Genomic DNA, 24,124 nt, shown 5'->3' on the forward strand with positions numbered 1-24,124 from the left:
ATGACCACTCCCAAATCTGGCTTGGCGCACGGCGGTTCGCGCATCTTTACGCGACTCGGCCACCCGTACTACATACTCGCGCCGAATTTCCGGCAAACCTCCGGCGGGATCCGCGCGATGCACTACCTGTGCCACGTGCTGAACCTGCTCGGCCAAGAAGCGTACGTCTGCACGCCGGTCGTGCATCCTGATCTGCGCACGCCGCCGCTGACCAACGACATCGTGCAGGCGCATGCCCGCGCGAATCGCAGCCCGATCGTCGTCTACCCGGATGTCGTCACCGGCAATCCGTTCAACGCGCGCTGCGTCGTGCGCTACCTGCTGGCCGAGCCCGGTCGCATCAACGGCGAACCGATCGCCCTGCAGCCGAACGACCTCATCTTCACGTTCGGGCCGTCGCTGGTGCCCGAAGAATGGAAGGCGGACCTGCTGCGCATACCGCTGGTCGACACGCGCATCTTCAACAGCGACGGTGTCGACAACGCCCGCCGCAACGGCACGGCCGTCTTCATCAATCGCCACCTGCGGCGCGGCGGCACGCTGCATCCGGTCACCGCCGAGTCGATCGAAATCTCGACCCGCGTGCCGGAACGTTCGGCGCACGAACTCGCGGCGCTGTTCCGACAGGTCGAGTGCGTGTACATGTACGAATGGTCCACCGCCGTGTTCGAAGCGCTGCTGTGCGGATGCCCGGTCGTGTGCATCATGAATGACGCGTCGCTGTCGGAGCCGACCCGGTGGGTGATGGACGGCAAGGGCATCGCGTGGGGGCTCGACGAACACGAGATCGCGCACGCGAAGGCCACCGTTCACGAAGCGCGCGGCGTCTACCTGAAGGAAGAGGACGCGTTCTGGCAGCAGTTGCAGAACTTCGTCGAGCGGACCCAGGCGCACGCGGACAAGCTGGATACGCAGGCCGTCGCGACGGGCGCCGCCGCCCCGGGACAGCCGGCGTCCGCGCCGCACTCGTGCATCGCGGTCGTCACCGCCGAACCGGCCGACCACGCGCGCACCAGCCTGCGCTTCGTGCAGCCGTTCGCGCGGCTGGACCGCGAATGGGCACTGACTTTCCCTGTCACGCAAGCCGGCATCGATCCCGACGCGCTGCAGCGCGCCGACCTGATCGTGCTGCAGGGCGACACGCCGGGCCTGCTGTCCCCCGCCACGCTGGAACACCTGTTCTCGCTCGGCAAGCCGGTCGTCCTCGAGATCGACGCGCCGCTCGACACGCTGCTCGCCGACATCCCCGGCGCGGCCGACAACGCGCGCCGCAAGGCCGGCATCCGCAGCGCCGTGCAGCGCGCGCATGCGCTCGTCGTGCCGTCGGAAGCGCTGGTGCGGCAGTACCGTCATGTCAACGCATCGGTCCACGTGCTGCCGACCGGCGTCGATCTCGAGCGTCTGCACCGCGCGGCGCCCGGCGTGCGCGACCACGTGAACCTCGCCGTTTCCGGCACCGGTCTCGACGGCGTGCGTCTCGAGCAGCTCCGCCAGGCGCTGGCCGAGCTCCGCCGCCGGTTTCCGGGGAAGCTCCGGGTGTCGTTCGTCGGCGCGGCGCTGCCGGCCGGCTGGGAACGCGAACCGGACGTCACGCTGATCGCCGAGCCTGCCCCTTACGACAGCTACGCCGACGCGCTCAAGCGCGCGGACCTCGACATCGCGCTGGTCGCGGCGCCGGTCACGTTGCGCGACGATGCGCCGCCGCGCGCATGGCTCGAATGCTCGGCGGCCGGCGCGGCCACGGTGCTCGTCGCCACGCCGGCGGACGGTTGCCCGGTTGTCCACGGCCGCACGGGCTGGCTCGTCGCCGACACCGCCGACGCGTGGGTCGACGCGATCGCACACCTGATCGAGCATCCGCAAACCCGCGCGCAACTCGCCGCGGCCGCGCAGGATGCGATCCGTGCGCAGCACGACATCGGCCGCAACGCCGCCCGCCACGGCGTGCTGTACGCGCGGCTGCTCGCGGAGAGCCGGACGCGGGCGCCCGTCGCCGCGACTGCGGACGCCGCACCGCGCCGCAAGCGCCTGATCGTGTATTCGATCGATCCGGACGCGTGCGCGTCATCGCGAATTCGCCTCACGCTGCCGTTCGATCTGCTGAACGACGAATGGGAACTCGTCCCGGGCATCCGGGACGGCCAGATCGACAGCAGCGTGCTGGCCACGGCCGACGCCATCCTGCTGCACCGGCTGACGCCCGGCATCCTGACGGGCGACGACCTGTATACGATCTTCAAGCATGAAAAGCCGGTGATCTACGAGACCGACGACCTGCTGACCGACCTGCCGGCCGCGCACCCGCTCGCCGCGCAAGGCGGGATGGCCCGCGCGGGGATCGAGCTCGTGTTGCGCAACGCGGACGCCGTGATCGTATCCACGCCGTTCATCGCCAGCCGCTACCGGCTGTCGCACCCGCGCGTTCACGTGCTGCCCGACAGCGTGGACTTCGACCGGTTCTACCGCCCCGTGACGGCGCGCGGCGACGACTGCGTGACGATCGGCATCGCCGGCGCGTCGCTGCGCGCCGACAACTTCGCGCTCGTCGACGCGGCGCTGCAGGCGATCTGCGCGCGCCATCCCGGCAAGGTGAAGGTGAGTTTCGTCGGCGCGGACGTCCCGCCAGGCTGGGCCGGCCACCCGGACGCCGGGTGCGAGCCCGAGCTTCACGACTACGACGCGCACGCACGACGCCTGCCGGAACGGTGCTGGGACATCGCGCTGCTGCCGCTCGCCGACCACGACTACAACGCCGGCACGAGCACGATCCAGTGGCAGGAATACGCGGCGGCCGGCATCGTCTCGATCGTCAGCGACCGGCCAGCCTATCGCCTCGCGCTGCACGACGGCTGCGACGGCCTGCTGGTCCCGGACGAGCCGCAGGCGTGGGTCGACGCGCTCGACCGGCTGATCGCGAACCCGGCGCTGCGCCGCGGGCTCGCGCGCACGGCGCAGGCGAAGGTCCGCAAGCATCACGCGCTACAGCAGGCGCTGCCGCGCTATCGCCATGTGTATCAGCAGTGCATCGACAAAGGCGCTGTCGGCAACCAGCCCGGCCGGCCGGATGCGCCGATCCCCGGCGCGCTGATCCTGGACGCCGAGGGCGACCTCGACAAGGTCCGGCTGAGCCTGCAGGAAATCGCAAGGCGGCCGGAACAGGATCTGCTGGCGGTCGTGCTGACCACGTCGCAGGCGACGCTGCCCGAATGGACCGACAAGGTGCGCTACCTGCACGCGCCCGTGCACGAATACACGGCCACCGTCGAACAGCTCTGCGCACTGCCGGCGTTCGACTGGACGCTGATCGTCGAGGCGGGCGACGGGCGTGCTGCGCAGGCACGAACGCCCGCCGATGCCGCGATCGCATAGTTCGACGTGCGCCGTGCCGCTTGCCTGACGCAGGCGGCACGGCGCGCTATCCCGGCAGCGCCCGGTGCTCAGTTGCTCGAACAGCCGCCGCAGCTGCTTGAGCTGCATGCGCCCGACGAACTGCACGAACTCGAACTGCTGCCGTCCCCGGCGCCGGAGTCGGACGAACCGCTCGACCCGCCGGTGTTCACCGCGACGGGCGGCGGCGCCATCAGCACTTTCGAATGCGCGGCCCACACGGTGCCGGCGAGCGCGCCGGCACCGAACAGCGCGGCCGTCCACAAGAGGCCGTCCGGCGTCGCGCGGTCGCCCCGGCGTTCGTCGCGTTGCGCGGCGAGCGCCGCCTCGCCGCCGCGCGTCATGCCGCCGCGCCCGAAGCCGGGCAGGCGTCCGACCATGAAGTGGTACGCGACCATGAACGCCGTCATGAAAATCATCAGCAGCAGCACGGGCCTGCCGCGGCTCAGGCCGACCGCGAGCTTCGCCGCGCCCGCGCCGAACACGAGCAGCAGGATCGCGCGCGCGGCCATCCGCGTCGCCCGCATCTCGCCCGGCGCCCAGAGCCAGCCTTTGCGCTGCAACGCTGCGGCGCAGTCGGCTTCGCGCCACGCGAGACGCTGACCGAACGCGTGGCAGCTCGTCTCGCCGCCAGGTTGCCTCCTCAGCCATTCCCAGTCGGCGCCATAAGCGCCTGCATGTCGCGGATCGTCGATCCGCACCCGCGCGCCGTGGACCTTGCTCATCCGCAGCTCGATCGCACCGGCATGCGCGAGCGACAGTATCGCGACCTGCGCCATCCGCGCGCCGCCGCCCGCGAGATACGCCGCTTCCTCCGCGCTCAGGTCGGGCGACGATTCGGGGGCACGCGTTCCCCACGCACGGTGGCGGTATTCGATCCACTGCAGGCCGGCGATCAGCAGCAGCGCGGCGATGCAGAGCGGCACGTAGAACAATCCGAGAAAGTCCGGCCCAGAGAAGTCCAGCACATTGAAATCGCTCGCGCTCGCGCAGGTCGCCGCGACGCTGATCGCCGCCGTTGGCCACGCGAACTTCGCGAAGCGCCGCCAGCGTCGCCGGCGCGCGGCGGGCGCGCTCGAAGGGCCGTCGCACAGTGCTGCGCGCTGCACCGGGGCGTCGGCGGGCACGGCCGGCTCGGCTACGGGGCGCGGCCATATCGCTTCGGGCGGTTCGCAGCCGAACAGCCTGCGGTAGCTGTCGAGCGTCTGCCGGTAGTGCCGCGCGTACTGCACGGCCTCGCCGGGTGCGCCCGCGCCCGGCACGTGATGCAGCGGCGCGCGCAGCACGTCGGCACAGAACACGTCCCAGTATTCGCGCGTGTATTGCAGGTGCAGGTGCCATGCGGCGTCCACCGCGTGCGACGGCGTGACCGGATGGCCGGCTACCTGCGCGAGAAACGCGAAGCGCTTGTATTCGTCGATTACGGCCAGCGCGTGGTCATGCGACCAGCCTTCGGCTTCAGCGAGGCGCCGGCTGTACGGCAGCGGCGCGTGCGGATCGTCGGGGGAATACGCATGCAGACGCGCGAGCAGCGCCTGCTGCACATCGGTCAGCGCGCAGGCAGCGACTGCGGTCGAGGTGGACGGAATGGCAGCCATCGGAGTCGGCGCGATGCGCGGACGGCCGCCGCGATCGACGCTTGGAGTTGTCGTTGCGGGCGATTCTCGCACAATGGGAAGGCGGGGGAATAGCGGGGGAAGCGGTGCGGGAGATGGCGATGCGATACCGTGGGGTGACGCTACGCTTGGCGATTTCAGGAAAACGGATCGGGAAAATCGACGCCTGGAATCAGGCTAGTTGGCGCGCCCGGCTGGGATCGAACCAGCAACCCCTGCCTTCGGAGTTTTACCCGCGCACCGCAACCCTTTATAAATCAATGCCTTGCGCAACTCGCAAACCGTAAAACCAAGGCTACCCAAGGCCAATCAAGGCCGCCCAATTTCGCCCAAACTGTATTTTCACTGTACTGCCCATCGCAGCTCCCCGCGCGGATACGCACTCCCCAGTTCATTTCTTTTTCCGAGGCCAAGCCGAGCTTGTGGGAGCGATCGGCTGGGAGAGAAGGTACTAAGCAGCCAAAAGCGAAGGCTCGCCAAGATCCGCTCGCTGCCACTCTAGCCTGGTGCACGAATACGCTCCCCGAATTCTCAGTCCGCCGCTAAACTTCATCGCTCGGGCACGCAACATATCGGCTAACCATGATCATCGAATGCTCCAACTGCCGTCAGTATGTTGACGCCAAGGAAGTAGGCTCCTATTGGCGTCATTTCGATGGACGCGAGCCATCGCGGATGTACACACTACTTGGGTGCACTGTCTGCCAAGAACCAATCCTTGTCGGACAGACGAACATCGGCAACATGGCAGAGGGGGACAAGTGGGATACGCCATTCATCGTCTTTCCTCAAGGCGATATTCGCGTCAACCCAAGCGCACCTCCCGAAATTCGAGCTGCGTTCGAGGAAGCGTGTACGTGCTATCGCACGCACGCATACACGGCCTCGGCCATCATGTGCCGCAAGACTCTCGAAGGTGTGTGTGAGGCTCACGGTGTCAACGAACGCAACCTCAGTGCCTCGCTGAAAACGATGAAGGAACGTGCTTTGATCGACGAGCGCTTGTTCGAATGGTCTGACGCACTGCGCGTTGTTGGCAACGAGGCGGCACATGGAGTTGGTGTTGTAATCTCCCAACCCGACGCCAAAGACGCGATCGAGTTCACGAACGCCATACTGGACTACCTCTTCTCCTACCGCGACCGCTTCGAACAGTTCAAGAAGAGGCGCGCCGGAGAGGCCTAGATCCTCATTTTTGCTTGCGGGCATCGACGCGGCATAGACGACCTGACCGCGCCGCGCGGTCAGGTTGTTCGTCGAAAGGTTAGCGCTGCCCCCACCATGGGGGCAGCGCATTGTTAATGATCTCGTCAAGGCGCTTGCTCTGCTCGACGACATGGTTTCATGTCCGCGCTGCGGCGGCCTCGAGCGCTGAGCACGGTCTTCGTAAATGCCACGCGAGTCAGCGATTTCTCACAACGCCGAGCGTAGTGATTCGGAGACTCGTTGCGCGAACCCAACAACTCTGCTCCGATCGTCGCATCCGCTATACTGTCGACTAGTCGACGACAGACAGGAATCAACATGACCGCTCCGAAGGCAGTCCGAAAAAACGCCAGAAACGACGGCGAAACACAGATTGTCGGCATCCGTATGTCCCCCGCACTCGCGCAGGAGGTCAAGATGGAAGCGACCAAACGCGGCATTACACTGAAGGTCCTCTTCGCTGAGTTGTGGGAGAACCGTAAGCACCGCGCTCAGTCATGAATAGCATCCAAACAGAAAATCACCTGATCGCCATCGCCGCAGCACTAGTCGGGGATTCGACTGCACTTTCTCTCGGTGAAAAGGCGCTGAAAAAGAAGGCCTCTGGGCAAGCGATTGAGCAGGCCTTCTTGGACACTGTCCGCAACGACATCCGGGCTGGGAACGATCCGCTGGGCGACGCGTTTGCCGCTATCCGTTCCGCAGTCGAGCGCCGTGCCACCGGCGCCGTCTACACCCCCGCACCCATCGTGCGTTCGATGATGGCCTGGTTAGCCGCGCAAGGGGCGCCGGCACGCATCGTCGATCCGGGTGCGGGCTCGGGGCGTTTCATCCTCGCCGCGGGCGAAGCCTTTCCCGACGCCCAGCTCGTCGCCGTCGAGATGGACCCCTTGGCCGCGCTGATGCTGCGGGCTAATCTGAGCGCACGTGGATGGACTGATCGGGTGACCATGCTGGTCAAGGACTATCGCGAAGTAAAGCTCCCTCGCTGTACCGGGGTGACGGCCTTCATCGGCAATCCGCCTTACGTGCGTCACCATGACATCGCCGAGGACTGGAAAGCTTGGTATGCGTCCAACTTTGCCAAGTTTGGTATCAAGGCTAGTGCCCTCGCTGGCCTGCATCTACATTTCTTCCTGCAAACGCGCCTCCTCGCAAAGGCGGGCGACGTGGGCGCGTTCATCACCTCGGCCGAGTGGATGGACGTGAACTACGGCTCGGCTCTGCGCCGCCTGCTTCTCGATGAACTAGGCGGCATCGCCCTGCACGTACTTGAGCCAACGGTTGAAGCGTTCCCCGGCACAGCGACGACTGCTGCGATCACATGCTTCCGCGTCGGCGAGACGGATGGGCCCGTGCGCGTTCGCGACGTCGGCGAGCTGGAACAACTTAATGGCTTGACCAAGGGAACCGATGTTCCGCGCGAGCAGCTACAAGCCGCTCCGCGCTGGTCAATCATCGTTCGCCCGTCAGAACCTTCCGCGGCCGGTAATATCGAGCTTGGTGAACTGTTCCGCGTGCACCGAGGTCAGGTCACGGGCGCAAACGATATCTGGATCGCTGGCGAGCATGCGATGAGCTTGCCCGAGCGAGTAAAGTTGCCGGCCGTCACCAAGGCTAAGGACTTAATCCAAGCCGGCGCGCATCTGCACTCCGCTGAGGTCCTGCGTCGCGTGATTGATCTGCCCGCCGAGCTCGACGATTTCAGTAAGGAAGAGCGCCGTCGAATCAGTGCATTCCTCTCATGGGCGAAGCTGAATGGTGCTGATCAGAGCTACATCGCCCAACACCGCAAGGCATGGTGGTCCGTGGGCCTCAAAGCTCCGGCGCCAATCCTATGCACCTACATGGCCCGCCGGCCGCCTCAATTCACGCTCAACGCATGTGACGCGAGGCACATCAACGTCGCGCACGGCCTGTACCCTCGCGAACCGCTGGAGTCTGGCGTAATGGCGCGTCTGGTGACGTGGCTCAACAAAAACATCAGCACGGGTAGCGGACGAACCTATGCCGGCGGTCTAACGAAATTCGAGCCCAAGGAAATTGAACGTCTCCGTATCCCAAGCCTAGAGACCCTTTTCGCATGACAAGCTCCACCCCTCGCTGGACAACCGAAGAGCTTACCGAAGACGCTGCCATAGCTTCCGCGGAGTTTCGAGCCGAGAGGCTGGCCGTTTCCGACTCCTGGGAAATGCATTACAAGCAAGCGCGCGGTAAGTTCGACCTGCTTTTCACGAAACTGAGCGACCTCAACCCTGGCGCAATCACCGACGAGAATCTGGCCGAAGCCTATGGCCTGGGTCTTGGCGAAGCGTTGCGCTACTTGGCCGGCCCACCGATTTCTGACGATGACTTGCAGGTAATCGCAGACGTCGACTCGATCGCACCAAGCGTGCTGAAGAAGAATCCGGCGGCGATACGCAAGTTGTTCGAGGTCATTGAGCGCGTAATTGACCCGCACCGCTTTCCGTGGATGGAGGCCGGCACCGCTCCGACCCAGCAACAGCGCGAGGCAGCCTTGCTCGCCTCATCCGTTCTCCTGGCCGCGCAACGAATCGCAACCGAGCGTCGCAACGAGGGCAAGCAAAACCAAGAAACCCAAGTGAAGGATTTCCTTCGCAGCCTTGGCTTTACCGAGGCCCCCGCCGCGGCGATTAATACGATCGTAAAAGGTCCGCAGGCCATGCAATTCTGTGCCGAGTGCCTGCTTGGCGAGCGCAAAGCTGATGTTGTCATACGCCTACACGACACGCGCCTCATGGCAATCGAATGCAAGGTGTCAAATAGCGCCACCAATAGCGTCAAGCGTCTGAACAACGACGCTGCAGTAAAAGCAGAATACTGGATCAAGCAATTCGGTACCGCGCAGGTCGTGCCTGCCGCCGCACTGGCCGGTGTCTTCAAGGTTCTAAACCTCGAGCAGGCACAGGCGCGCGGACTTTCCCTGTTCTGGTCGCACGATCTGGATAAGCTTGGCGCATTCATCGAATCGACCAAGTAACCGGCCGGACGGTGGGCAGCGCCATAACCTCTCTCACCGTCCAGTCCCCTTGGTGGGTCAAGCTAACAAAGACCGAAGCTCTTGCCCGTTTCGTTAGCATGTTCGTAAGATCCGGACGGAGCTCCAACGTCGGACGACGCCACTGCATAACCAAGGCGCATAAAACTGCATAACGAAATCACGCGAGCGATCGCCTCTCGGCCCGCGCCGGGTGGCCCTGAGCCCCGGGCGCATGAGTGCATAAAAAGCATTCATTTTTGCGAGCAGGTGGGGCGGGGTCACAACTGCGCGCGCCGGTGTCCGCACCAGCCTCATCAGCGCCGAACCTGCGCCATTGAGACCGGCTGTGGCGCCCCTCAGCAGCCTCGCCACGGGCCTGCCGCATGTCGACGCACCTTGGCGCCCTCCCGCGCGACCAGCCGTTCTGACGGCGCCTGAACCCACCGCGGCCGTGCACGCGAATGGGCGAAAAAAAACCGCCGGCACCGAAGTGCATGGCGGCGTCTTACTGCTGGGTGGCTGCTCGTCAGACGTCGAGCTGCGCGTCCGTAATGCCGAGCGCGGCGGCGATCTTCTCGCGCGTCGACTTGCGCAGCTTCTCGCTGCTTTCCTGTTGAGCGTAGGCGGACTGACTGATGCCGAGTCGCGTCGCGACTTCCGCCTGCGTCAGACCGAGATATTCGCGCCACGCACGCAGAGGCGTCACCCCGTCGACCGTAGCGCTGACCACTGCATGCGGAATGAGGTCGCGCTCTTCGTCGCGCTGCGCCATGTATTCCGCGTAAGGGATCACCACAAAGGCCGGCGCTCCGTCCGGCCCGTTGATGATTTGGATGTTAGTACGTGCGTTCATCGCGTTTCTTTACCTCCTCGATTTCGACTACCTTGATCTCACCGTCCCAGTTAAACAGAACCCGGTAGTTGCCAACCCTGAGCCGGTAGCCATATTCGTGATTCGTCAGGGCCCTCACGTTCTGGCAGTTCGGCATGGCTTCCAAGGTGCCCACGCTGTCACGAATCACCGTCTGGATTTGGCGATCCAGCTTACGCAGTTGCTTGAATGCCTTGGGGGTCCATTTGATCGAGTTCATGTGAAACATTATAAGTTTAAATATAAGTCCTAGCAAATGTTTTATAAGTTATTTTCGCGACGTACGTCGACGCTTTGGATACGGGTACCTGTCGATTCCAGCAGGTTGCGCCGCCGCACCTCCATGTGGCCTGATCAAACCTGTTTCGAATTCAGGCCCGCTCAACGATGAAGCGCTTCTATATACGGGATGGTGACAAAACAACTGCAGGCGGGACGGTAGTCGGCTCGGCGACCACGATGTCAATGTTCGGCAAGATCGGCGCGTGCGAGGGCGACCGCGTAATATGTCCCGCGTGTCAGTCGACCGGTACGATCAGGTGCGTTGGGGCACGCATATCGCACACCGCGCCAGGTGGCCGAATGCTCGCCGTCGACGGCGATCTCTGCATCTGTAAATGTGCGCCTCCTCCGAGGCTCATTGCTTCGCAGACGGTAATGTTCACCGAGGCCCCGGGAACTGAGGCGCAAAGCTTCGCCGCTGCTGCTGCGCCTGCAATCGCGCCGGACACCAGCTCGGCGAGCGGCGCGGCAACGGGGGCGTCGTCGCTTCTGGCCGATGCAATTCCGTTCGGTCTGGCCGGCACCGACACTGCTGGCGGCGCCGACAGCGCGAACGCGGCACCAGAAATGCTGGCATCGCGAGCCAGCGAGTACGAGGAAAACAAGTGCCACGACCAGTACGAGCTCGACCTCGAGCTGTGTGCTGCTCTTGGCGGCCCGATGGGTGGAAAGCGCGGATATTCGCTTTGCACGCAACGAGCGTTCGAAAAATACCAGCGATGCAGAGGTTACTGATGGCGAACCATCCCCCATATTCGGTCGTGCTCTCCTACACCGGCGACCACTTCGACGTGCAGGCAGTCGACCCGAAAAAGATCGCTCAGGCCGCCGCAGGTGCGCTAAACATGCCGATCGTGCTTGACGACTTCGACTACAAGCTGGACGACGAATTCGCTCGGCGACTCGGCGTTGCAATGCTCAACCTCATCGCACTCGGCCAGCCCGACATCAAAAAATTCATGTCGGTCACGCAGGAGCCGTAAGCCCGATCACCATACGATCCGCGCTGCGTCACTGCGCCGGGGGCACGTAGGGGCGGAAGCGCACAACCTCTTTCCCGATCCAGTCGTTCAGCTCCCGGAGCCGCGCTTTCAGCGGCTCGATCTCGAGGTCATTGAACACCCCGGCCGCCTTCTCCACGTCACCGAACCCGCCCGCGTTCGACGGAATGATCCCCATCAATTGCGGCGGCACGCGGTGCGCGGCAAGCTGATCCTCGACCGTCACCTTTTTGATGTTCCAGAACTCGTCCTTCGCCGCGACCTCGCCGATCGGCAGGAGCTGGATGCCGTCCTTCTTCCCCTTCGGCGCGTACATGAACAGGTTCCGGAAATTGCCCGGCCCCTTCGCGTTCTTCAGCGCCGAGCGCAGGTTATCGACATCCTCCTGCTTCTCGGCCGCGTCGGTCATGTAAAGGATGAAGCCTGCGTGGCTCCCGTTCTTGTAGTAGCGCCGGCGAAACAGCGTCGCGCTTTCGTTCAGCCAGGTCGAGTTCAACGCCGACAGGTATTCGGGTAGCCCGTAGATCTCCTGGTTCAGGTCCGGCTCGTACAGGTGATAGACGGAGCCCTTCGGGAACTCGTACGGCTCCCGCACATTCGTGACGAACCAGTATTGACCCGGCTCGACGCCGACCCGCGTGTACTTCGCGAGCGACGACTTCAGCGCCATCGGTGCGCCGAGCCGGTTCGTGCGCAGCTCGAGGAAACTGTTGGCGAAGACCAGGTACTCGAGCACAAAACGGCTGAAGTCCGCGCGCGGCAGCAGCGGATGCTCGATGTACGACTGCACGAGGATGTTGCGCTTCACGTAGATGGCCGAGCTGTGGTGTGGCGCGGCCCGAAACGAGCGCGCCAGGCCGTCCAGGGGCAGCGGCGGCTCGTACCAGTTCCCCATCCGCATGCATTCAACATACTCGAGCAGCTCGCGCCGATCCATTACCTCGATCGGATCGCCAAACGAGAACACCTCCGCGCGCGGCGTCGGCGCCGGCGTGGATTCGGCGGCCTGCTCGGCACGGCCATGCGTGCGGCGCCCGGCGCCGCGTCGAATCTTGCGTGACATCAGAAAAGCTCCATAAATCCGGTATTGGTGCTCGTCGCGCCCTCGAGCGGCTCGTTCGCGAGCGCGTGCATGCACGCCCAGGCCAGGTCGCCGTGGCTCGCCTCTTCGGATCGGCTCGCCTTGTACGTGACCTGCAGCCCGCTGGGCGTGATCGTTTTCTTGATCGCCATGAACGCGGCGGCGAGATCCTTCCAGCCCGTGTCGAACTCGAGCCGGCCCTTCCGGATCACGTTTTGCGCCTTCATCACGAGCGCGGTCTTGATCTCGACCGAGTAGTGGAAGGGCGTCGCGGCCGGGAAAAACTTCGTGACGAGCTGATAGACGCCCTGGCCGATCCCCGTCGTATCGATGCCGATATAGGTCACGCGGTAGCGCAGGGTCAGCGCCTCGATCTGCGCTGCCTGCGCTTCGAAGTCGAGGCCGTGCCACTGGAACCGCTCGAGCACGCGGAATTTCCCGCCGGGATACTTCGGCGGCGCCAGGACCACGCAGCCCGCGCTGTCGCCCGTGTGCGAGGGGTCGTACCCGATCCACACCTCTTCGTCGCCGAACGGGCGCATGTACAGCGGCTTGAAGTCGTCCCACACCTCCCACGTGTCGACCATGCACGTCTGCAACGTCGCGAGAGGAAAGACCGACAGCGAATCGTCAATGAACTGGCAAAGCAGCAGGTTCGCGTATTCATCCGCGCTGTATTCGAGCTTCAGGCGTTCGAGGTCGAACAGGTTGCAGCCGCCGCGCACGGCGTCCTCGACGGTCACGATCTGCCGATACTGGCCGTCCGCACACGTGCGCCCGGCCGAGAGCGCCGCGTTCGATATATCGATCGAAACGCGCTGATCCTTCGGGCGACCGCGGTTGAACAGCGCACCGGACCAGAACGGGTACGCGTCATGTGCGAGGCTCGACGGTGTCGAGAAATACGTCTGGCGCCACTGCGAATGAATCGCCATGCCGGACGCAACCTTGCGCAGGTCCTGGAAGCGCGGAACCCAGAAGTACTCGTCGAAATACAGGTTGCCGTGATAGCTCTGTGCCGTGCGCGCATTGGTGCCGAGGAAGTACAGCGTCGCGCCGTTCGGCAGCACCATCGGATCGCCCTTCAGCTCGACGCCGACCGCGTCCTTCGCGAACTGGACGATGTACTGGCGGAACACGTGCGCCTGCGCCTTGCTGGCCGACAGGAAGATCTGATTGCGGCCCGTGTTCAGCGCGTCGAGCAGCGCTTCGCGCGCGAAGTACCAGGTCGCGCCGATCTGCCGGCTCTTCAGGATGTTCCGAATCCGCTCTTTGAAGCCTGCCCGATACCAGGTGCGCTGATAGTCGAAGATCGATTCGAGGAACGCATCGTTCAACTTCTCGATCTGCTCTTCGCTGAACGCGTTGCGGTCGTCCGAGCTGCGCGATCGACGCGTGCCGCCACCGCCCCCGGATTCGCTCACCTTTGCATCGTTCGCTGGTCGCGATCGCAACCGGTCGAGCTGACGCGTCAGCAGGTCGATCTCCTTGAAGTCGCGCCCTTCCTTCGCCTCCTTCGTGACGAGCTTTATCAGCTGCGCCTCGATCGTCATGTTGACGCGATCGACCGGCTCCGTCTCGTCCCATCTATCGCGCTTTTTCCAGCTATAGAGCGTGGCCGGCTTCACGCCGAGCAGCTCGGCGATACGCGCGATGCGATACCCCTGCCAGTACAGGTCGCGTGCGCGTCGGCGTGGATCAACGTCGGATGAATCAATGGGAAGTGCAGTCATGCAGCAAGGCTACCGACGCGCGCGCGTAGGCCCTACTGCATACGGTTGTATCGGTTGCGGGCACAACCAACATGCGTTGCGACTCCGGTTCGAACTGCCGAAACTGGAATCCCTGAACACAGCCCCCTCTCAGCGGATTCGCACATGGCACAGGACGCAAAGAAGACGAAGTTTTTCCGGATCGCGACCGAAGGCGCGACGACGGACGGCCGCACGATCGATCGCGCGATGCTCGAACAGATGGCGAGCAGCTACGACCCGAAAACGTACGGTGCACGCATCAACATGGAACACATTCGCGGCTACACCCCGGATAGCACGTTCCGCGCGTATGGCGACGTGATCGCGCTCAAGGCAGAAGAGCAGGACGGAAAGATGCGCCTGCTCGCGCAACTGTCGCCGACCAAAGACTTGGTCGCGCTGACCAACGAGCAGCGGCAGAAGGTCTACACGTCGATGGAAGTCGATCCCGATTTTGCCGGCACGGGAGAGGCGTACCTGGTCGGTCTCGCCGTCACCGACAACCCAGCAAGCCTCGGCACGGAAATGTTGCAGTTCAGTGCGAAGCACAAAGCGTACGACGCACGGAAGCAGCGCCCGGAAAACCTTTTCAGCGCCGCCATCGAAGCCGACATCGAGATCGAAGACGAGGACGCACCGCCGCGTACCGGCGATGCCGGCAAGTCGTTGTTCTCGAAGGTGCGCGGCCTGCTGAACCGCAAGGAAGCAACCGACGACCAGCGCTTTTCCGACCTCTCGCAATCGGTCGTCGCGCTCGCGGAAAGCCAGAGCCAGGTGCTCGAGCAGCTCGAGAAATTCAACACGAACGTCGACGAGCTGAAGCGCGCGCAGAAGGACGGCGAGAAGCGACACAGCGAGCTGGTCCAGAAGCTTTCGCGCACCGATAGCAGCACGCAACAGCGGCCGACGTCGACGGGCAGCGACAACGGGGCGCAGACCGACTGCTAACCCGCCCTCATCCCATTTTCCCTAGACGGAGAACCCATGCGGAACACTACCCGCGAGCAGTACAACCGATATCTGGCTCGCATCCAGGAACTGAACGGCATCAGCGATGCCACGAAGAAGTTTTCGGTCGCGCCGAGCGTGCAGCAAACGCTCGAAACCAAGATCCAGGAATCGAGCGCATTCCTCGGCCGGATCAACATCCACGGCGTCGAGGAAATGGAGGGCGAGAAGATCGGCCTCGGCGTATCCGGCCCGATCGCGAGCCGCACCGATACGACCAAGCGAGCGCGTGAAACGCGCGACGTCTCGGCACTCGACAGCCAGAAATATCGTTGCGAGAAGACGAACTACGACACGCACATCCGCTATCAGCAGCTCGACGCGTGGGCGAAGTTCCCGGACTTCCAGGCGCGTCTGCGCGATTCCATCATCGTGCGTCAGGCACTCGATCGCATCATGATCGGCTGGAACGGCGTGAAGGTCGCGGACGATACCGATCTCGCCACGAACCCGCTGCTGCAGGACGTGAACATCGGCTGGCTGCAGCAGTACCGCAACAATGCGAAGCAACGCGTTTTCTCGGGCGTGAAGATCGGCAAGGGCGAGGAATTCAAGAATCTCGACGCTGTCGTTTCGCTCGCGCGCAACGAATTCCTCGACCCGTGGTACGCCGAAGACCCGAACCTCGTCGTGATCTGCGGCCGCGAGCTGCTCCAGGACAAGTATTTCCCGCTCATCAACCAGGCGCAGCCGTCGACCGAAACGCTCGCAACCGACATCGTCGTCTCGCAGAAGCGCGTCGGCAACCTGCCGGCCGTCAGCGTGCCGTACTTCCCGCCGCACGCGCTGATGGTCACGCGCCTGGACAACCTGTCGATCTACTGGCAAACCAGCGCGCGCCGGCGCTCGCTGAAGGAAGTGCCCGAGCGCGATCGCATCGAGAACTATGAAAGCTCGAACGATGCGTACGTGATCGAGCAGTACGGCGCCGGCTGCGTGGTCGAGGACATCCAGTTCGCCGACGCTGCCCCGGCCGCTCCGCAAGGTGGCGCATGACGAACCCGTTCCGCCAACACTTCCAGCGCACCGTCGCGGCCACGGCCGCGCGCGGTACGCCGGCGAGTGTCGGCGGGCTGCGCGACGACTCGGCATATACGCTGATGCTCGCGCAGCTCGACGAACACCGCCGCGCGCTGAAGGCTGTCGAGTCGCTCGAGCGCAAGGCCGATCTGAAGCGTCAGTTTCTGCCCGCATACGACGCGTGGGTCGCGGGTGTGCTCGACGGCGCTGCTGGCGCGCAGGACGACGTGCTGATGACGATCATGGTCTGGCGCGTCGACGTCGGCGACTACCAGGGTGCGCTCGAGATCGGCGCGTACGCGCTACAGCACGCCCTGCCGCTGCCCGACCAGTACAAGCGCAGCACGCCGTGTCTGCTCGTCGAGGAGTTCGCCGAGGCCGCGCTGCGCGCTCATCGCGCCGGCGACGCGATCCAGGTCGAACCGCTCGTCGAGATCGAACGGCTCACGGCAGCGGCCGACATGCCCGACGAAGTTCGCGCAAAGCTGCACAAGGCGATCGGCTACGGCCTCTCCGCTTCCGATCCCGCGCGCGCCCTCGACCATCTACGCCGCGCGCTGCAGCTCTTCGCGAACGTGGGCGTGAAGAAGGACATCGAGCGGCTCGAGCGCGAGCTGAAGAATTCCGCCAACGGGGGCCAGTCCGGCCCCGGTGGCTGACACCGAGCGTACCCCGCGCACCAGGCGGCACGGGGCGGTAGCCGGCACTGTCCGCGCGAAAGCCCCGTCCACCGCCTCTACCGATCAACCTGACGAACCCGACCATGTCCTTTGTCTCGACCCCGCCGCTGCCGCGTGCGCCGGCGGATGCGGAACCCGCAAAGCCGATCAAGAACGACCCGTTCTATCCGGATGTGTCGCTCGAGCACGCGCGCGACACGATGCGCCTCGACGGGTCGATCACCGACGCCCGTCTGCGGCACGAGCTGCTCGCCGCGATCGCCGAGGTAAACGACGAGCTGCGGAGCGCACGCGCGGCGTGGCGCGATGCCGGCATCACCTGCCTGGCCGACGCGCCGGCCGACCAGCTCGACGGCGAAAGCGTACGGCTGCAGCACTACCGGCGCGCGGTGTATTGCCTGGCGAAGGCGACGCTCATCGAGCGGTACCGCGACTACGACACGACAGGCGACGGCGCACGCCGCGCAGACGAGCTCGAGCCCCAAGGCGACGAGCTGCGCCGTGATGCCCGCTGGGCCATCAGCGACATCATCGGCCGCCCTCGCGTGACGGTGGAGCTGATCTGATGGAAGTGCGGGCGCTCCAGGGGGAAACCATCGACGCACTTTGCTGGCGCGTGCTCGGCCGCACTCGCGGCGTCGTCGAAGCGGTGCTCGACCTCAACCGGGACTTGGCGCAGTACGGCCCGATCCTGCCTCACGGGCTGCTCGTCGAGCTGCCCGACGAAGTACCGCAAGCGGCGCAATCCGGCGCCGAGCGGCTCCAGTTATGGGACTGAGAATGGCTGAACCTATTTCCACGTCGTCCGCGACGGTCGCGGCGCTCGGCGTCGCCACGCTGTCGCTGTTTCCCGGCGTCGACGCAAACGTCGTCATGGGCGCGTTCGCCGGCTCGCTGCTGTTTGTGATGACGGCCGCCGATCCGTCGATTCCGAAGCGCATCGCGTTCTTCGTGATCTCGTTCGTCGCCGGGTGCCTCACGGCCGAGCTGTTCGCCGCCGCGCTCGACGCGGTGCTGCCGGCCCGCGTCGAGGTGCACGCCGGCATCGGCGCGCTGATCGCATCCGCGCTCGTCGTGAAGCTGCTGCTGTGGCTGATCGCCCAGGCCGACGCGCCCGATCGGCTGCTGAACGTGTTCAAGGGGAGGGAAAAGTAATGATCACGACCGTCTACGTGCTGCTGTGCGCGGCGCTCGCGCTGCGCCTCGTGACCTTCCGCCGTGGCACGAGCGCCCACCGGCCGCTCGCGGCATGTCTGGCGTACACGATCGCGGTCGCAGCCGGCGCCGCGCCGATCCGCGCCGCGTTCGGCGTGCTGCCGCCGGCGAATCTTGCCGACACGGTGCTGGTCGGCGTCCTGTGCCTCGCCGTGTACGGCGTTCGCGGCAACGTCGTCGAGCTGTTCCACCGTGGCAACCCGCGCGACTCCGTGATCGCGCGCGTGTTGCAATTCAAGGTATGGGGGCGCCATGTATAAGACCCTGCGCCTCGGCGACTGCGGCGCCGACGTCAGCTACCTGCAGCGCCAGCTCATCGCAGCCGGCGCGCGCCTCGACACCGACGCGATCTACGGCAGCGCAACCCGTAACGCCGTGGTGGCGTTCCAGGCCACGCACGGGCTGGTCGCAGACGGCATCGCCGGCCCGAAGACCTGGTCGACGCTCTCGGCCGGCCGGCGCGATCCGCGTCACCTCACCGACGCCGACCTGCAGCACGCGGCTGATCGGCTGCAGGTCGATATCGCGGCCGTGCGTGCCGTCAATGAGGTGGAATCGAAAGGCGCCGGGTTCCTGCCTGACGGCCGGCCCGTGATCCTGTACGAGCGGCACATCATGTATCGCCAGCTCGCGGCGGCCGGCCTGGACGCGGACGCGCTGGCGGCGAAATATCCGGCCTTGGTCAACCCGAAGCGCGGCGGCTACGCCGGCGACGCGGCGGAATATGCGCGCCTGGCGAGCGCGTCGCAAATTTCGGCCGCATGCGCGCTCGAAGCGACGAGCTGGGGCGCGTTTCAAATCATGGGCTTCCACTGGAAGGCGCTCGGCTACCCGGACGTGTTCGCGTTCGTCGAGGCAATGAAGGTCAGCGAGGCCGAGCAGCTCGAGGCATTCGTCCGCTTCGTCCTGGCGGACAAGGTGATGCTCGCCGCGTTGCGCGGTAAGAAGTGGGCCAAGTTCGCCGAGCTGTACAACGGAAAGGCTTACGCAGAGAACCTGTACGACGTGAAGCTCGAAAGGGCCTTCGACCGCTACAGCCGGGCGGCCGCGTGACGACCGGCGCCCGTATCTTCGTCGCCGGCGCGATCGCGCTCGCCGTAGCTGCCGTCGTCATCGCGATCCAGCATGCGCGCCTGGTCGACGCCGGCCAGCGCGTCGACGATCTCGCGCGCGACGTGCGCGATCGGACGGCCGAGCGCGACGCGGCACGCCGCGACGTGAAGGTCGTCACGCAGTACGTCGACCGTGTCCAGGTCGTCCGTGAGAAGGGCGACACCATCATCAAGGAGGTTCCCGTCTATGTGGATCGCGAAGCGGATCGCGCCTGCGTTGTTCCTGTTGGGTTTGTGCGCGTGCACGACGGCGCCGCCGCCAACATGCCGGTGGGCGATCCCGGAAGCGTTGATGCGGCCCCCTCGGGCATTGCGCTCTCTGCCGTCGCCGCAACCGTCGCCGGCAACTACACCACCTGTCACGAAAACGCCGAGCAACTGATCGCTCTGCAGGCCCGGGTGCGCGACACGGAGGAACCGGCGCCATGAACAAGCCCAACAGCCTGCGCGCGGCGCTTACCGCCGCCCTGCCCGAGTTCGCGCGCGATCCCGACCGGCTGCACATCTTCATCGAACACGGGTCGATTGCCGTCACCGCCGCGAAGTCGCTGTCGTTCGAATATGCGTACACGCTCGACATTGTCGTGACGGACTACGCCGGCCATTCGGATCACCTGATGGTCCCGATCATCGCCTGGCTGAAGATCCACCAGCCCGAGCTGCTGCTCAACCGCGACCTCTGCCGTGACGGGTTCAAGTTCCAGGCCGAGCTGCTCGACAACGGCAAATCGGACGTCGAGATCCTGCTGAAGCTGACCGAGCGTGTCGGTGTGGTGGAGCGGCCGGACGGCTACGAGATTCACCACTTCGGCGAGCCGCCGATCGCGGGGACCTGATGGTCGATCGACTGTCCCGCGCCGAGGATTGGGCGTCCGGCCTGCTCGGCCAGCTCACGGCCGCGCAGCGCGTGGTGCTTGCGAAAGGGCTGGCCGCCGAGCTGCGCCGACGCCATTCGCGGCGCATCGCCGAAGCCCGCAACCCGGACGGCAGCCGGTACGCGCCGCGCAAGCCACAGGCTCGGCGCAAGAAGGGCCGCATCCGGCGCGCGATGTTCGCGAAGCTGCGCACCGCGCGCTTCCTCAAAACCGCGTCGACGGCTGACGCATCGGTCCTGCATTTCACGCGCCAGGTCGAACGCATCGCGCGCGTGCACCAGGAGGGTCTGCGCGATCGCGTCGAGCGCAACGGCCCGGTCGTCCAGTATCCAGTGCGCGAGCTGCTCGGCCTGGCCGATGCCGACGTCGACCGAATCGCAGACGTCGTTCTCGACTTCCTGTCGCGATAGCGCGACGCTCCATCCGTTCGCCCTGGGTCACGGTTGTTAACCAGCCGTGTACAACCCTTTTCGCATGACCGTCTCCCGCGCGCGCGGCATCCTTGCCGCATGGATGATTTTGCTGACCTGAACCGCCGCCTCGAAAGCCTCCTGCGCGAGGGCACCGTGATCGAAGTCGATCACGGTGCCCGCCGCGTACGCGTGGAATCCGGTGGCCTGCAAACCGACTGGATTCGCTGGCTCGCGCAGCGCACCGGCGACAGCATCACGTGGGACCCGCCGTCCGAGGGCGAGCCTGGGCTGCTGTTCTGCCCGTCCGGCGAACCGACGACGGGCCTCTTTCTCCCTGGCGTGTATTGTGACGGCCACGACTCGCCCAGCTCGAGCCCGACGCAACACGTGCGCGTCTACCGCGACGGCGCACGCGTCCAGTACGACTTCGCCGCGCACGCGCTCACCGCCACGCTTCCGGCCGGCGCGACCGTCCAGGTCATCGCGCCTGGCAGCGTAACGGTCGAAACCCAAACCGCAACCGTCAAGGCGAAATCCGTCACGCTCGACGCCGACGATACGACCGTGACGGGCTCGCTGCTCGTGAAGGGACCGCTCACGTTCGAATCGGGCGCGACCGGCAAGAACGGCGGCGGCGGTGCCGGCAGCGGTGGCCGTGTGATCGAGATTCAGGGCAGCGCACACTTCACCGGCACCGTGACCGCTGACGTCGACGTGAAGTCGCAGGGCGTCAGCCTCGTGGGTCATCCGCACCAGGCACAAGGCGAGTTCGCGCCGACCTCGAAACCGATCGCAGGTGGCGCATGAACGGCATGAACGCACGCACCGGCCGCGCGATCGCCGGCCAAGCCCACATCGAGCAGTCCGTCGCGGACATCCTGTTTACGCCGCTCGGCACGCGCGTGATGCGCCGTGAGTACGGTTCGCTGCTGCCCGAGCTGATCGACGGCCCGGTCAATCCCCTGATGCGCATGCGCGTCATGGCGGCGTCCGTGATGGCGCTGGCCCGATGGGAGCCGCGCATCCAGGTCAACCAGGTGGATTTCGGCAGCACCGGCATCGACGGCGGCGCCGTGCTCGAACTGCAAGGCGAGCGCACGGATGGCCCGCGCGCGGGCGCTGCCTTCTCCATGCGTCTGCCGGCGACGAACGGGCGAGGTGCTGCATGAGAACGACGCCGATAGACCTGTCGCAGCTCCCTGCACCGGACATCGTCGACGAACTCGACTACGAAACGATCCTGGCCGAGAAGAAAGCCCGCCTGGTCTCCCTGTACCCGAAGGAACAGCAGGACGAGATCGCGGCCACGCTCGAGCTCGAATCGGAGCCGATGGTGAAGCTGCTGCAGGAAGGCGCGTACGAAAAAATGCTGCTGCTCGCGCTCATGAACGAGAAGGCGCGCGGCATTCTGCTCGCGTACGCGAAGGGCAAAACGCTCGAGCACATCGGCGCCCTCTTCGACGTCGACCGTCTGCTGATCTCGCCGGGTGATCCCGACCAGGGCATCGATCCTGTCTACGAGGACGACGACAGCCTGCGCGAGCGCATCCAGCTCGCGCCGCGCGGTTTCTCAGTCGCTGGCCCCGACGACGCGTACGTATTCCATGCGCGCGCCGCTGACGGGCGCGTGAAGGCGGCGACCGCGTATAGCCCGTCGCCCTGCGTGATGATCGTCACGATTCTGTCGCGCGAGGGTGACGGCACGGCCAGTCCCGAGCTGATCGCTATCGTCGAGAAGGCGCTGGAGAAGAAGCGGCCGCAGGCGGACGAGGTCATCGTGCAGAGCGCGAAGATTGTCCGGTACGCGATCCGCGCGACGCTGCGCTTCTTCAACGGCCCGGATCGCGCGGTCGCGCTCGCGGAAGCGCGGAAGAAAACGCAACTGTTCGCCGACTCGATGCACCGGCCGGGTTCCGAGGTCACGAAGGACGGCCTGTACGCGTCGATGCGCGTCGCCGGCGTCCAGAAGGTGCTGCTCGACACGCCGGCAGAAGGCGTGCCGATCGCGATCGACCAGGCGCCGTACTGCACGGGTATCGAGCTGACGGACGGTGGGGTGGCGGATGAGTAAGCCGGCCGTCTCCCTGCTGCCGCCGAACGCGACCGTGCTCGAGCGGCGCCTAGCCGAAGCCAACGCGGACGTGCTCGACATCCCGGTCGAGATCGACACGCTGATGGACCCGGATCGAATCCCGCTGCGCTTCCTGCCCTGGCTCGCCTGGCACATGGGCGTCGACACCTGGCGCGATGAATGGCCCGAGCAGGTGAAGCGCGCACGCGTGAAATCCGCGATCCGGATCGCCCGCAAAAAGGGCACGGCCGACGCCGTGCGCGACGTGTGCGCGTCGTTCGGCGCCAACGTGGTGATGCGTGAGTGGTTCGAGAAAACGCCGCGCGGCGTGCCGGGCACGTTCGAGATCGTGATGACGGTCGGCGCGCGTGACGGCGTGCCGGCCACCGCGCAGTACGTCAACGACATTCGCGCCGAGGTCGATCGCGCGAAGCGCGGCACCGCCCACTACACCTTCACGCAGGGCTTCAGCATGCACGGCTCGATCGGCGTCGCATGTGGCGTGCGCGCGGCTGTTTATCGCCGCCTCTCTCTCACGGATTAACGAACATGGCTGGAAACCTCATCTACATCACGGACGCCGGCCGCGCCGCATTGGTGGCGCCCGGCAACACCGGGACCACCGCGCACCAGGTCACGCAGATTGGCCTCGCCACCGCGGCCTTCGTGTTCAAGCCGGACATGACCGCACTACCGAGCGAGCTGAAGCGCATCACGACGTTCGGCGGCGACACCGTGGCGAAGGACACGATCCACATCGTGATCCAGGATGACAGCGCAGACCAGTACAAGCTGTACGGGTTCGGGCTGTACCTGGACAACGGCGTCTTGTTCGGCGTCTACGCGCAGAACGATCCGATCCTCGAAAAAGCGGCGACTTCGATGCTGCTGCTGGCCGCCGATACCGTGTTCGCATCGATCGACGTGACTAAGCTGGTTTTCGGGCCGACGTCGTTCCTCAATCCGCCGGCGACCACCGAGCGCAAGGGTGTCGTCGAGCTGGCGACGCAGGCCGAGGTCGACGACGGCGCGGACGACACGCGCGCCGTGACGCCGAAGACCGCAGCAAGCCGGTATGCGGCGCTCACGGGCGCGCGCTTCACAGGGAACATCAGCGCAGCGGGTGGGATTGCCTCGACGGGCCTGGATAGCGGCGGCGCAAACTTCCGGCTGATGAACGGCCGCGATGTGATCCTCCGCAATGACGGCTCGAACTTCTATCTGCTGCTGACCGATTCCAGCGGCATTGCGGCGTCATGGAACAGCTATCGACCGGTAACCGTCAACATGAAGACGGGGGCCGTCATGCTGGACGACACGGGGGCCGGAACGTACGTCGGTGGACAACTGGCCGTCAAGGGCATGCTGAACGTCAGCAACGGCGCGAATGAGGCCCGCATGCTGCTCGGCCCGAGCGGCGGATACTTCTTCGGGACCGGCAATGCTGCCGGGTTCTACCTCCCGTCCACGGGCGCGATGTTCGCATTCGATTTCGCGAAAAAGAACCTGACCGTCGTCGGCAACGAAGTAT

General features: G+C 65.2%; 28 protein-coding genes and 1 pseudogene. 24 read left to right on the top strand and 5 right to left on the bottom strand.

The genetic code is table 11. The features are described from left to right. Nucleotides 1-3,369 carry a glycosyltransferase family protein gene (locus AC3IFE_RS22950; protein WP_489192170.1) on the top strand — a complete coding sequence of 1,123 codons (3,369 nt, stop codon included), beginning with the start codon at nucleotides 1-3 and terminating at the stop codon, nucleotides 3,367-3,369. 68 nt (nucleotides 3,370-3,437) lie between these two features. Here AC3IFE_RS22950 and AC3IFE_RS22955 read toward each other — a convergent pair whose 3' ends face one another. Then, entirely contained in the window at nucleotides 3,438-4,985 is a 1,548-nt protein-coding gene (locus AC3IFE_RS22955; RefSeq protein ID WP_489192172.1) for a TIGR04222 domain-containing membrane protein, read from the bottom strand. Between the two features lie 600 nt (nucleotides 4,986-5,585). Here AC3IFE_RS22955 and AC3IFE_RS22960 point away from each other — a divergent pair. From AC3IFE_RS22960 to AC3IFE_RS22975, 4 genes are all read left to right on the top strand, one after another. Continuing rightward, nucleotides 5,586-6,188 (top strand): DUF4145 domain-containing protein, encoded by a 603-nt coding sequence (locus AC3IFE_RS22960; protein ID WP_489192174.1) that lies wholly within the window; start codon nucleotides 5,586-5,588, stop codon nucleotides 6,186-6,188. Nucleotides 6,189-6,527: 339 nt separating this feature from the next. Beyond that, nucleotides 6,528-6,710, top strand: a complete 183-nt coding sequence (locus AC3IFE_RS22965) for a hypothetical protein (RefSeq protein WP_147364258.1) — start codon at nucleotides 6,528-6,530, stop codon at nucleotides 6,708-6,710. Beyond that, the gene (locus AC3IFE_RS22970; RefSeq protein WP_489192176.1) at nucleotides 6,707-8,296 is read left to right on the top strand and encodes an Eco57I restriction-modification methylase domain-containing protein; all 1,590 of its coding nucleotides are present in this window, start codon (nucleotides 6,707-6,709) and stop codon (nucleotides 8,294-8,296) included. Before AC3IFE_RS22965 ends, AC3IFE_RS22970 begins: the two co-directional genes overlap by 4 nt. Beyond that, nucleotides 8,293-9,210 carry a XamI family restriction endonuclease gene (locus AC3IFE_RS22975; protein WP_035980310.1) on the top strand — a complete coding sequence of 306 codons (918 nt, stop codon included), beginning with the start codon at nucleotides 8,293-8,295 and terminating at the stop codon, nucleotides 9,208-9,210. The genes AC3IFE_RS22970 and AC3IFE_RS22975 overlap by 4 nt, the downstream gene beginning before the upstream one ends. Nucleotides 9,211-9,736: 526 nt before the next feature. Here the strand turns inward: AC3IFE_RS22975 and AC3IFE_RS22980 are convergent. Next, nucleotides 9,737-10,063 carry a helix-turn-helix domain-containing protein gene (locus AC3IFE_RS22980; protein WP_489192179.1) on the bottom strand — a complete coding sequence of 109 codons (327 nt, stop codon included), beginning with the start codon at nucleotides 10,061-10,063 and terminating at the stop codon, nucleotides 9,737-9,739. Next, entirely contained in the window at nucleotides 10,047-10,301 is a 255-nt protein-coding gene (locus tag AC3IFE_RS22985; RefSeq protein ID WP_489192181.1) for a type II toxin-antitoxin system RelE family toxin, read from the bottom strand. Before AC3IFE_RS22985 ends, AC3IFE_RS22980 begins: the two co-directional genes overlap by 17 nt. Nucleotides 10,302-10,468: 167 nt before the next feature. On the opposite strand from AC3IFE_RS22985, the pseudogene AC3IFE_RS22990 reads away from it, so the two are divergent. The 3 genes and pseudogenes from AC3IFE_RS22990 to AC3IFE_RS23000 form a co-directional block, all read left to right on the top strand. Then, nucleotides 10,469-10,690, top strand: a pseudogene (locus AC3IFE_RS22990) (PAAR domain-containing protein); the annotation flags it as partial. Nucleotides 10,691-10,738: 48 nt separating this feature from the next. Then, nucleotides 10,739-11,098 (top strand): hypothetical protein, encoded by a 360-nt coding sequence (locus AC3IFE_RS22995; protein ID WP_489192203.1) that lies wholly within the window; start codon nucleotides 10,739-10,741, stop codon nucleotides 11,096-11,098. Continuing rightward, nucleotides 11,098-11,346: a hypothetical protein gene (locus AC3IFE_RS23000; protein ID WP_489192183.1), complete on the top strand. Its 249-nt coding sequence runs from the start codon at nucleotides 11,098-11,100 to the stop codon at nucleotides 11,344-11,346. Before AC3IFE_RS22995 ends, AC3IFE_RS23000 begins: the two co-directional genes overlap by 1 nt. A 28-nt stretch (nucleotides 11,347-11,374) precedes the next feature. Here AC3IFE_RS23000 and AC3IFE_RS23005 read toward each other — a convergent pair whose 3' ends face one another. Continuing rightward, a complete protein-coding gene (locus tag AC3IFE_RS23005) occupies nucleotides 11,375-12,427 on the bottom strand; it encodes a phage portal protein (RefSeq protein WP_489192185.1) in 1,053 nt (350 codons plus the stop codon). Further along, on the bottom strand, nucleotides 12,427-14,178 hold the full coding sequence (locus AC3IFE_RS23010; RefSeq protein ID WP_489192187.1) for a terminase ATPase subunit family protein: 1,752 nt from the start codon (nucleotides 14,176-14,178) through the stop codon (nucleotides 12,427-12,429). Before AC3IFE_RS23010 ends, AC3IFE_RS23005 begins: the two co-directional genes overlap by 1 nt. A 144-nt stretch (nucleotides 14,179-14,322) precedes the next feature. Here AC3IFE_RS23010 and AC3IFE_RS23015 point away from each other — a divergent pair, with 144 nt between their 5' ends. The 16 genes from AC3IFE_RS23015 to AC3IFE_RS23090 form a co-directional block, all read left to right on the top strand. Beyond that, complete coding sequence (locus tag AC3IFE_RS23015) at nucleotides 14,323-15,147, top strand: GPO family capsid scaffolding protein (RefSeq protein WP_489192189.1); 825 nt, start codon at nucleotides 14,323-14,325, stop codon at nucleotides 15,145-15,147. A gap of 36 nt (nucleotides 15,148-15,183) precedes the next feature. After that, on the top strand, nucleotides 15,184-16,203 hold the full coding sequence (locus AC3IFE_RS23020) for a phage major capsid protein, P2 family (protein WP_059459483.1): 1,020 nt from the start codon (nucleotides 15,184-15,186) through the stop codon (nucleotides 16,201-16,203). Continuing rightward, the gene (locus AC3IFE_RS23025) at nucleotides 16,200-16,886 is read left to right on the top strand and encodes a phage terminase small subunit (RefSeq protein ID WP_257755313.1); all 687 of its coding nucleotides are present in this window, start codon (nucleotides 16,200-16,202) and stop codon (nucleotides 16,884-16,886) included. The genes AC3IFE_RS23020 and AC3IFE_RS23025 overlap by 4 nt, the downstream gene beginning before the upstream one ends. Before the next feature lie 104 nt (nucleotides 16,887-16,990). Beyond that, nucleotides 16,991-17,473, top strand: a complete 483-nt coding sequence (locus AC3IFE_RS23030; protein WP_059606499.1) for a head completion/stabilization protein — start codon at nucleotides 16,991-16,993, stop codon at nucleotides 17,471-17,473. After that, nucleotides 17,473-17,685 carry a tail protein X gene (locus tag AC3IFE_RS23035; RefSeq protein WP_012327677.1) on the top strand — a complete coding sequence of 71 codons (213 nt, stop codon included), beginning with the start codon at nucleotides 17,473-17,475 and terminating at the stop codon, nucleotides 17,683-17,685. Before AC3IFE_RS23030 ends, AC3IFE_RS23035 begins: the two co-directional genes overlap by 1 nt. Before the next feature lie 2 nt (nucleotides 17,686-17,687). Further along, complete coding sequence (locus AC3IFE_RS23040) at nucleotides 17,688-18,062, top strand: putative holin (RefSeq protein WP_012327676.1); 375 nt, start codon at nucleotides 17,688-17,690, stop codon at nucleotides 18,060-18,062. After that, nucleotides 18,062-18,382: a phage holin family protein gene (locus AC3IFE_RS23045; RefSeq protein ID WP_489192193.1), complete on the top strand. Its 321-nt coding sequence runs from the start codon at nucleotides 18,062-18,064 to the stop codon at nucleotides 18,380-18,382. The genes AC3IFE_RS23040 and AC3IFE_RS23045 overlap by 1 nt, the downstream gene beginning before the upstream one ends. Next, complete coding sequence (locus AC3IFE_RS23050; protein WP_489192194.1) at nucleotides 18,375-19,175, top strand: N-acetylmuramidase domain-containing protein; 801 nt, start codon at nucleotides 18,375-18,377, stop codon at nucleotides 19,173-19,175. The genes AC3IFE_RS23045 and AC3IFE_RS23050 overlap by 8 nt, the downstream gene beginning before the upstream one ends. Next, nucleotides 19,172-19,663 carry a hypothetical protein gene (locus AC3IFE_RS23055; protein WP_310639202.1) on the top strand — a complete coding sequence of 164 codons (492 nt, stop codon included), beginning with the start codon at nucleotides 19,172-19,174 and terminating at the stop codon, nucleotides 19,661-19,663. The genes AC3IFE_RS23050 and AC3IFE_RS23055 overlap by 4 nt, the downstream gene beginning before the upstream one ends. After that, a complete protein-coding gene (locus tag AC3IFE_RS23060; protein ID WP_489192196.1) occupies nucleotides 19,660-20,070 on the top strand; it encodes a phage tail protein in 411 nt (136 codons plus the stop codon). Before AC3IFE_RS23055 ends, AC3IFE_RS23060 begins: the two co-directional genes overlap by 4 nt. After that, nucleotides 20,070-20,519, top strand: coding sequence for a phage virion morphogenesis protein (locus AC3IFE_RS23065; RefSeq protein WP_489192198.1), 450 nt, complete (start codon nucleotides 20,070-20,072; stop codon nucleotides 20,517-20,519). Before AC3IFE_RS23060 ends, AC3IFE_RS23065 begins: the two co-directional genes overlap by 1 nt. A 99-nt stretch (nucleotides 20,520-20,618) precedes the next feature. Beyond that, nucleotides 20,619-21,329 carry a phage baseplate assembly protein V gene (locus AC3IFE_RS23070; RefSeq protein WP_310639200.1) on the top strand — a complete coding sequence of 237 codons (711 nt, stop codon included), beginning with the start codon at nucleotides 20,619-20,621 and terminating at the stop codon, nucleotides 21,327-21,329. After that, nucleotides 21,326-21,691 (top strand): GPW/gp25 family protein, encoded by a 366-nt coding sequence (locus tag AC3IFE_RS23075; protein WP_036037011.1) that lies wholly within the window; start codon nucleotides 21,326-21,328, stop codon nucleotides 21,689-21,691. The genes AC3IFE_RS23070 and AC3IFE_RS23075 overlap by 4 nt, the downstream gene beginning before the upstream one ends. Continuing rightward, nucleotides 21,688-22,593, top strand: coding sequence for a baseplate J/gp47 family protein (locus AC3IFE_RS23080; RefSeq protein ID WP_310645563.1), 906 nt, complete (start codon nucleotides 21,688-21,690; stop codon nucleotides 22,591-22,593). The genes AC3IFE_RS23075 and AC3IFE_RS23080 overlap by 4 nt, the downstream gene beginning before the upstream one ends. Then, nucleotides 22,586-23,137 carry a phage tail protein I gene (locus AC3IFE_RS23085; protein ID WP_036037006.1) on the top strand — a complete coding sequence of 184 codons (552 nt, stop codon included), beginning with the start codon at nucleotides 22,586-22,588 and terminating at the stop codon, nucleotides 23,135-23,137. The genes AC3IFE_RS23080 and AC3IFE_RS23085 overlap by 8 nt, the downstream gene beginning before the upstream one ends. 5 nt (nucleotides 23,138-23,142) lie before the next feature. Then, nucleotides 23,143-24,124: phage tail fiber protein (locus tag AC3IFE_RS23090; protein WP_489192201.1), on the top strand; the 982-nt coding region annotated here is incomplete at its 3' end.

Source organism: Burkholderia sp. APQ4-4ca, assembly GCF_057837105.1.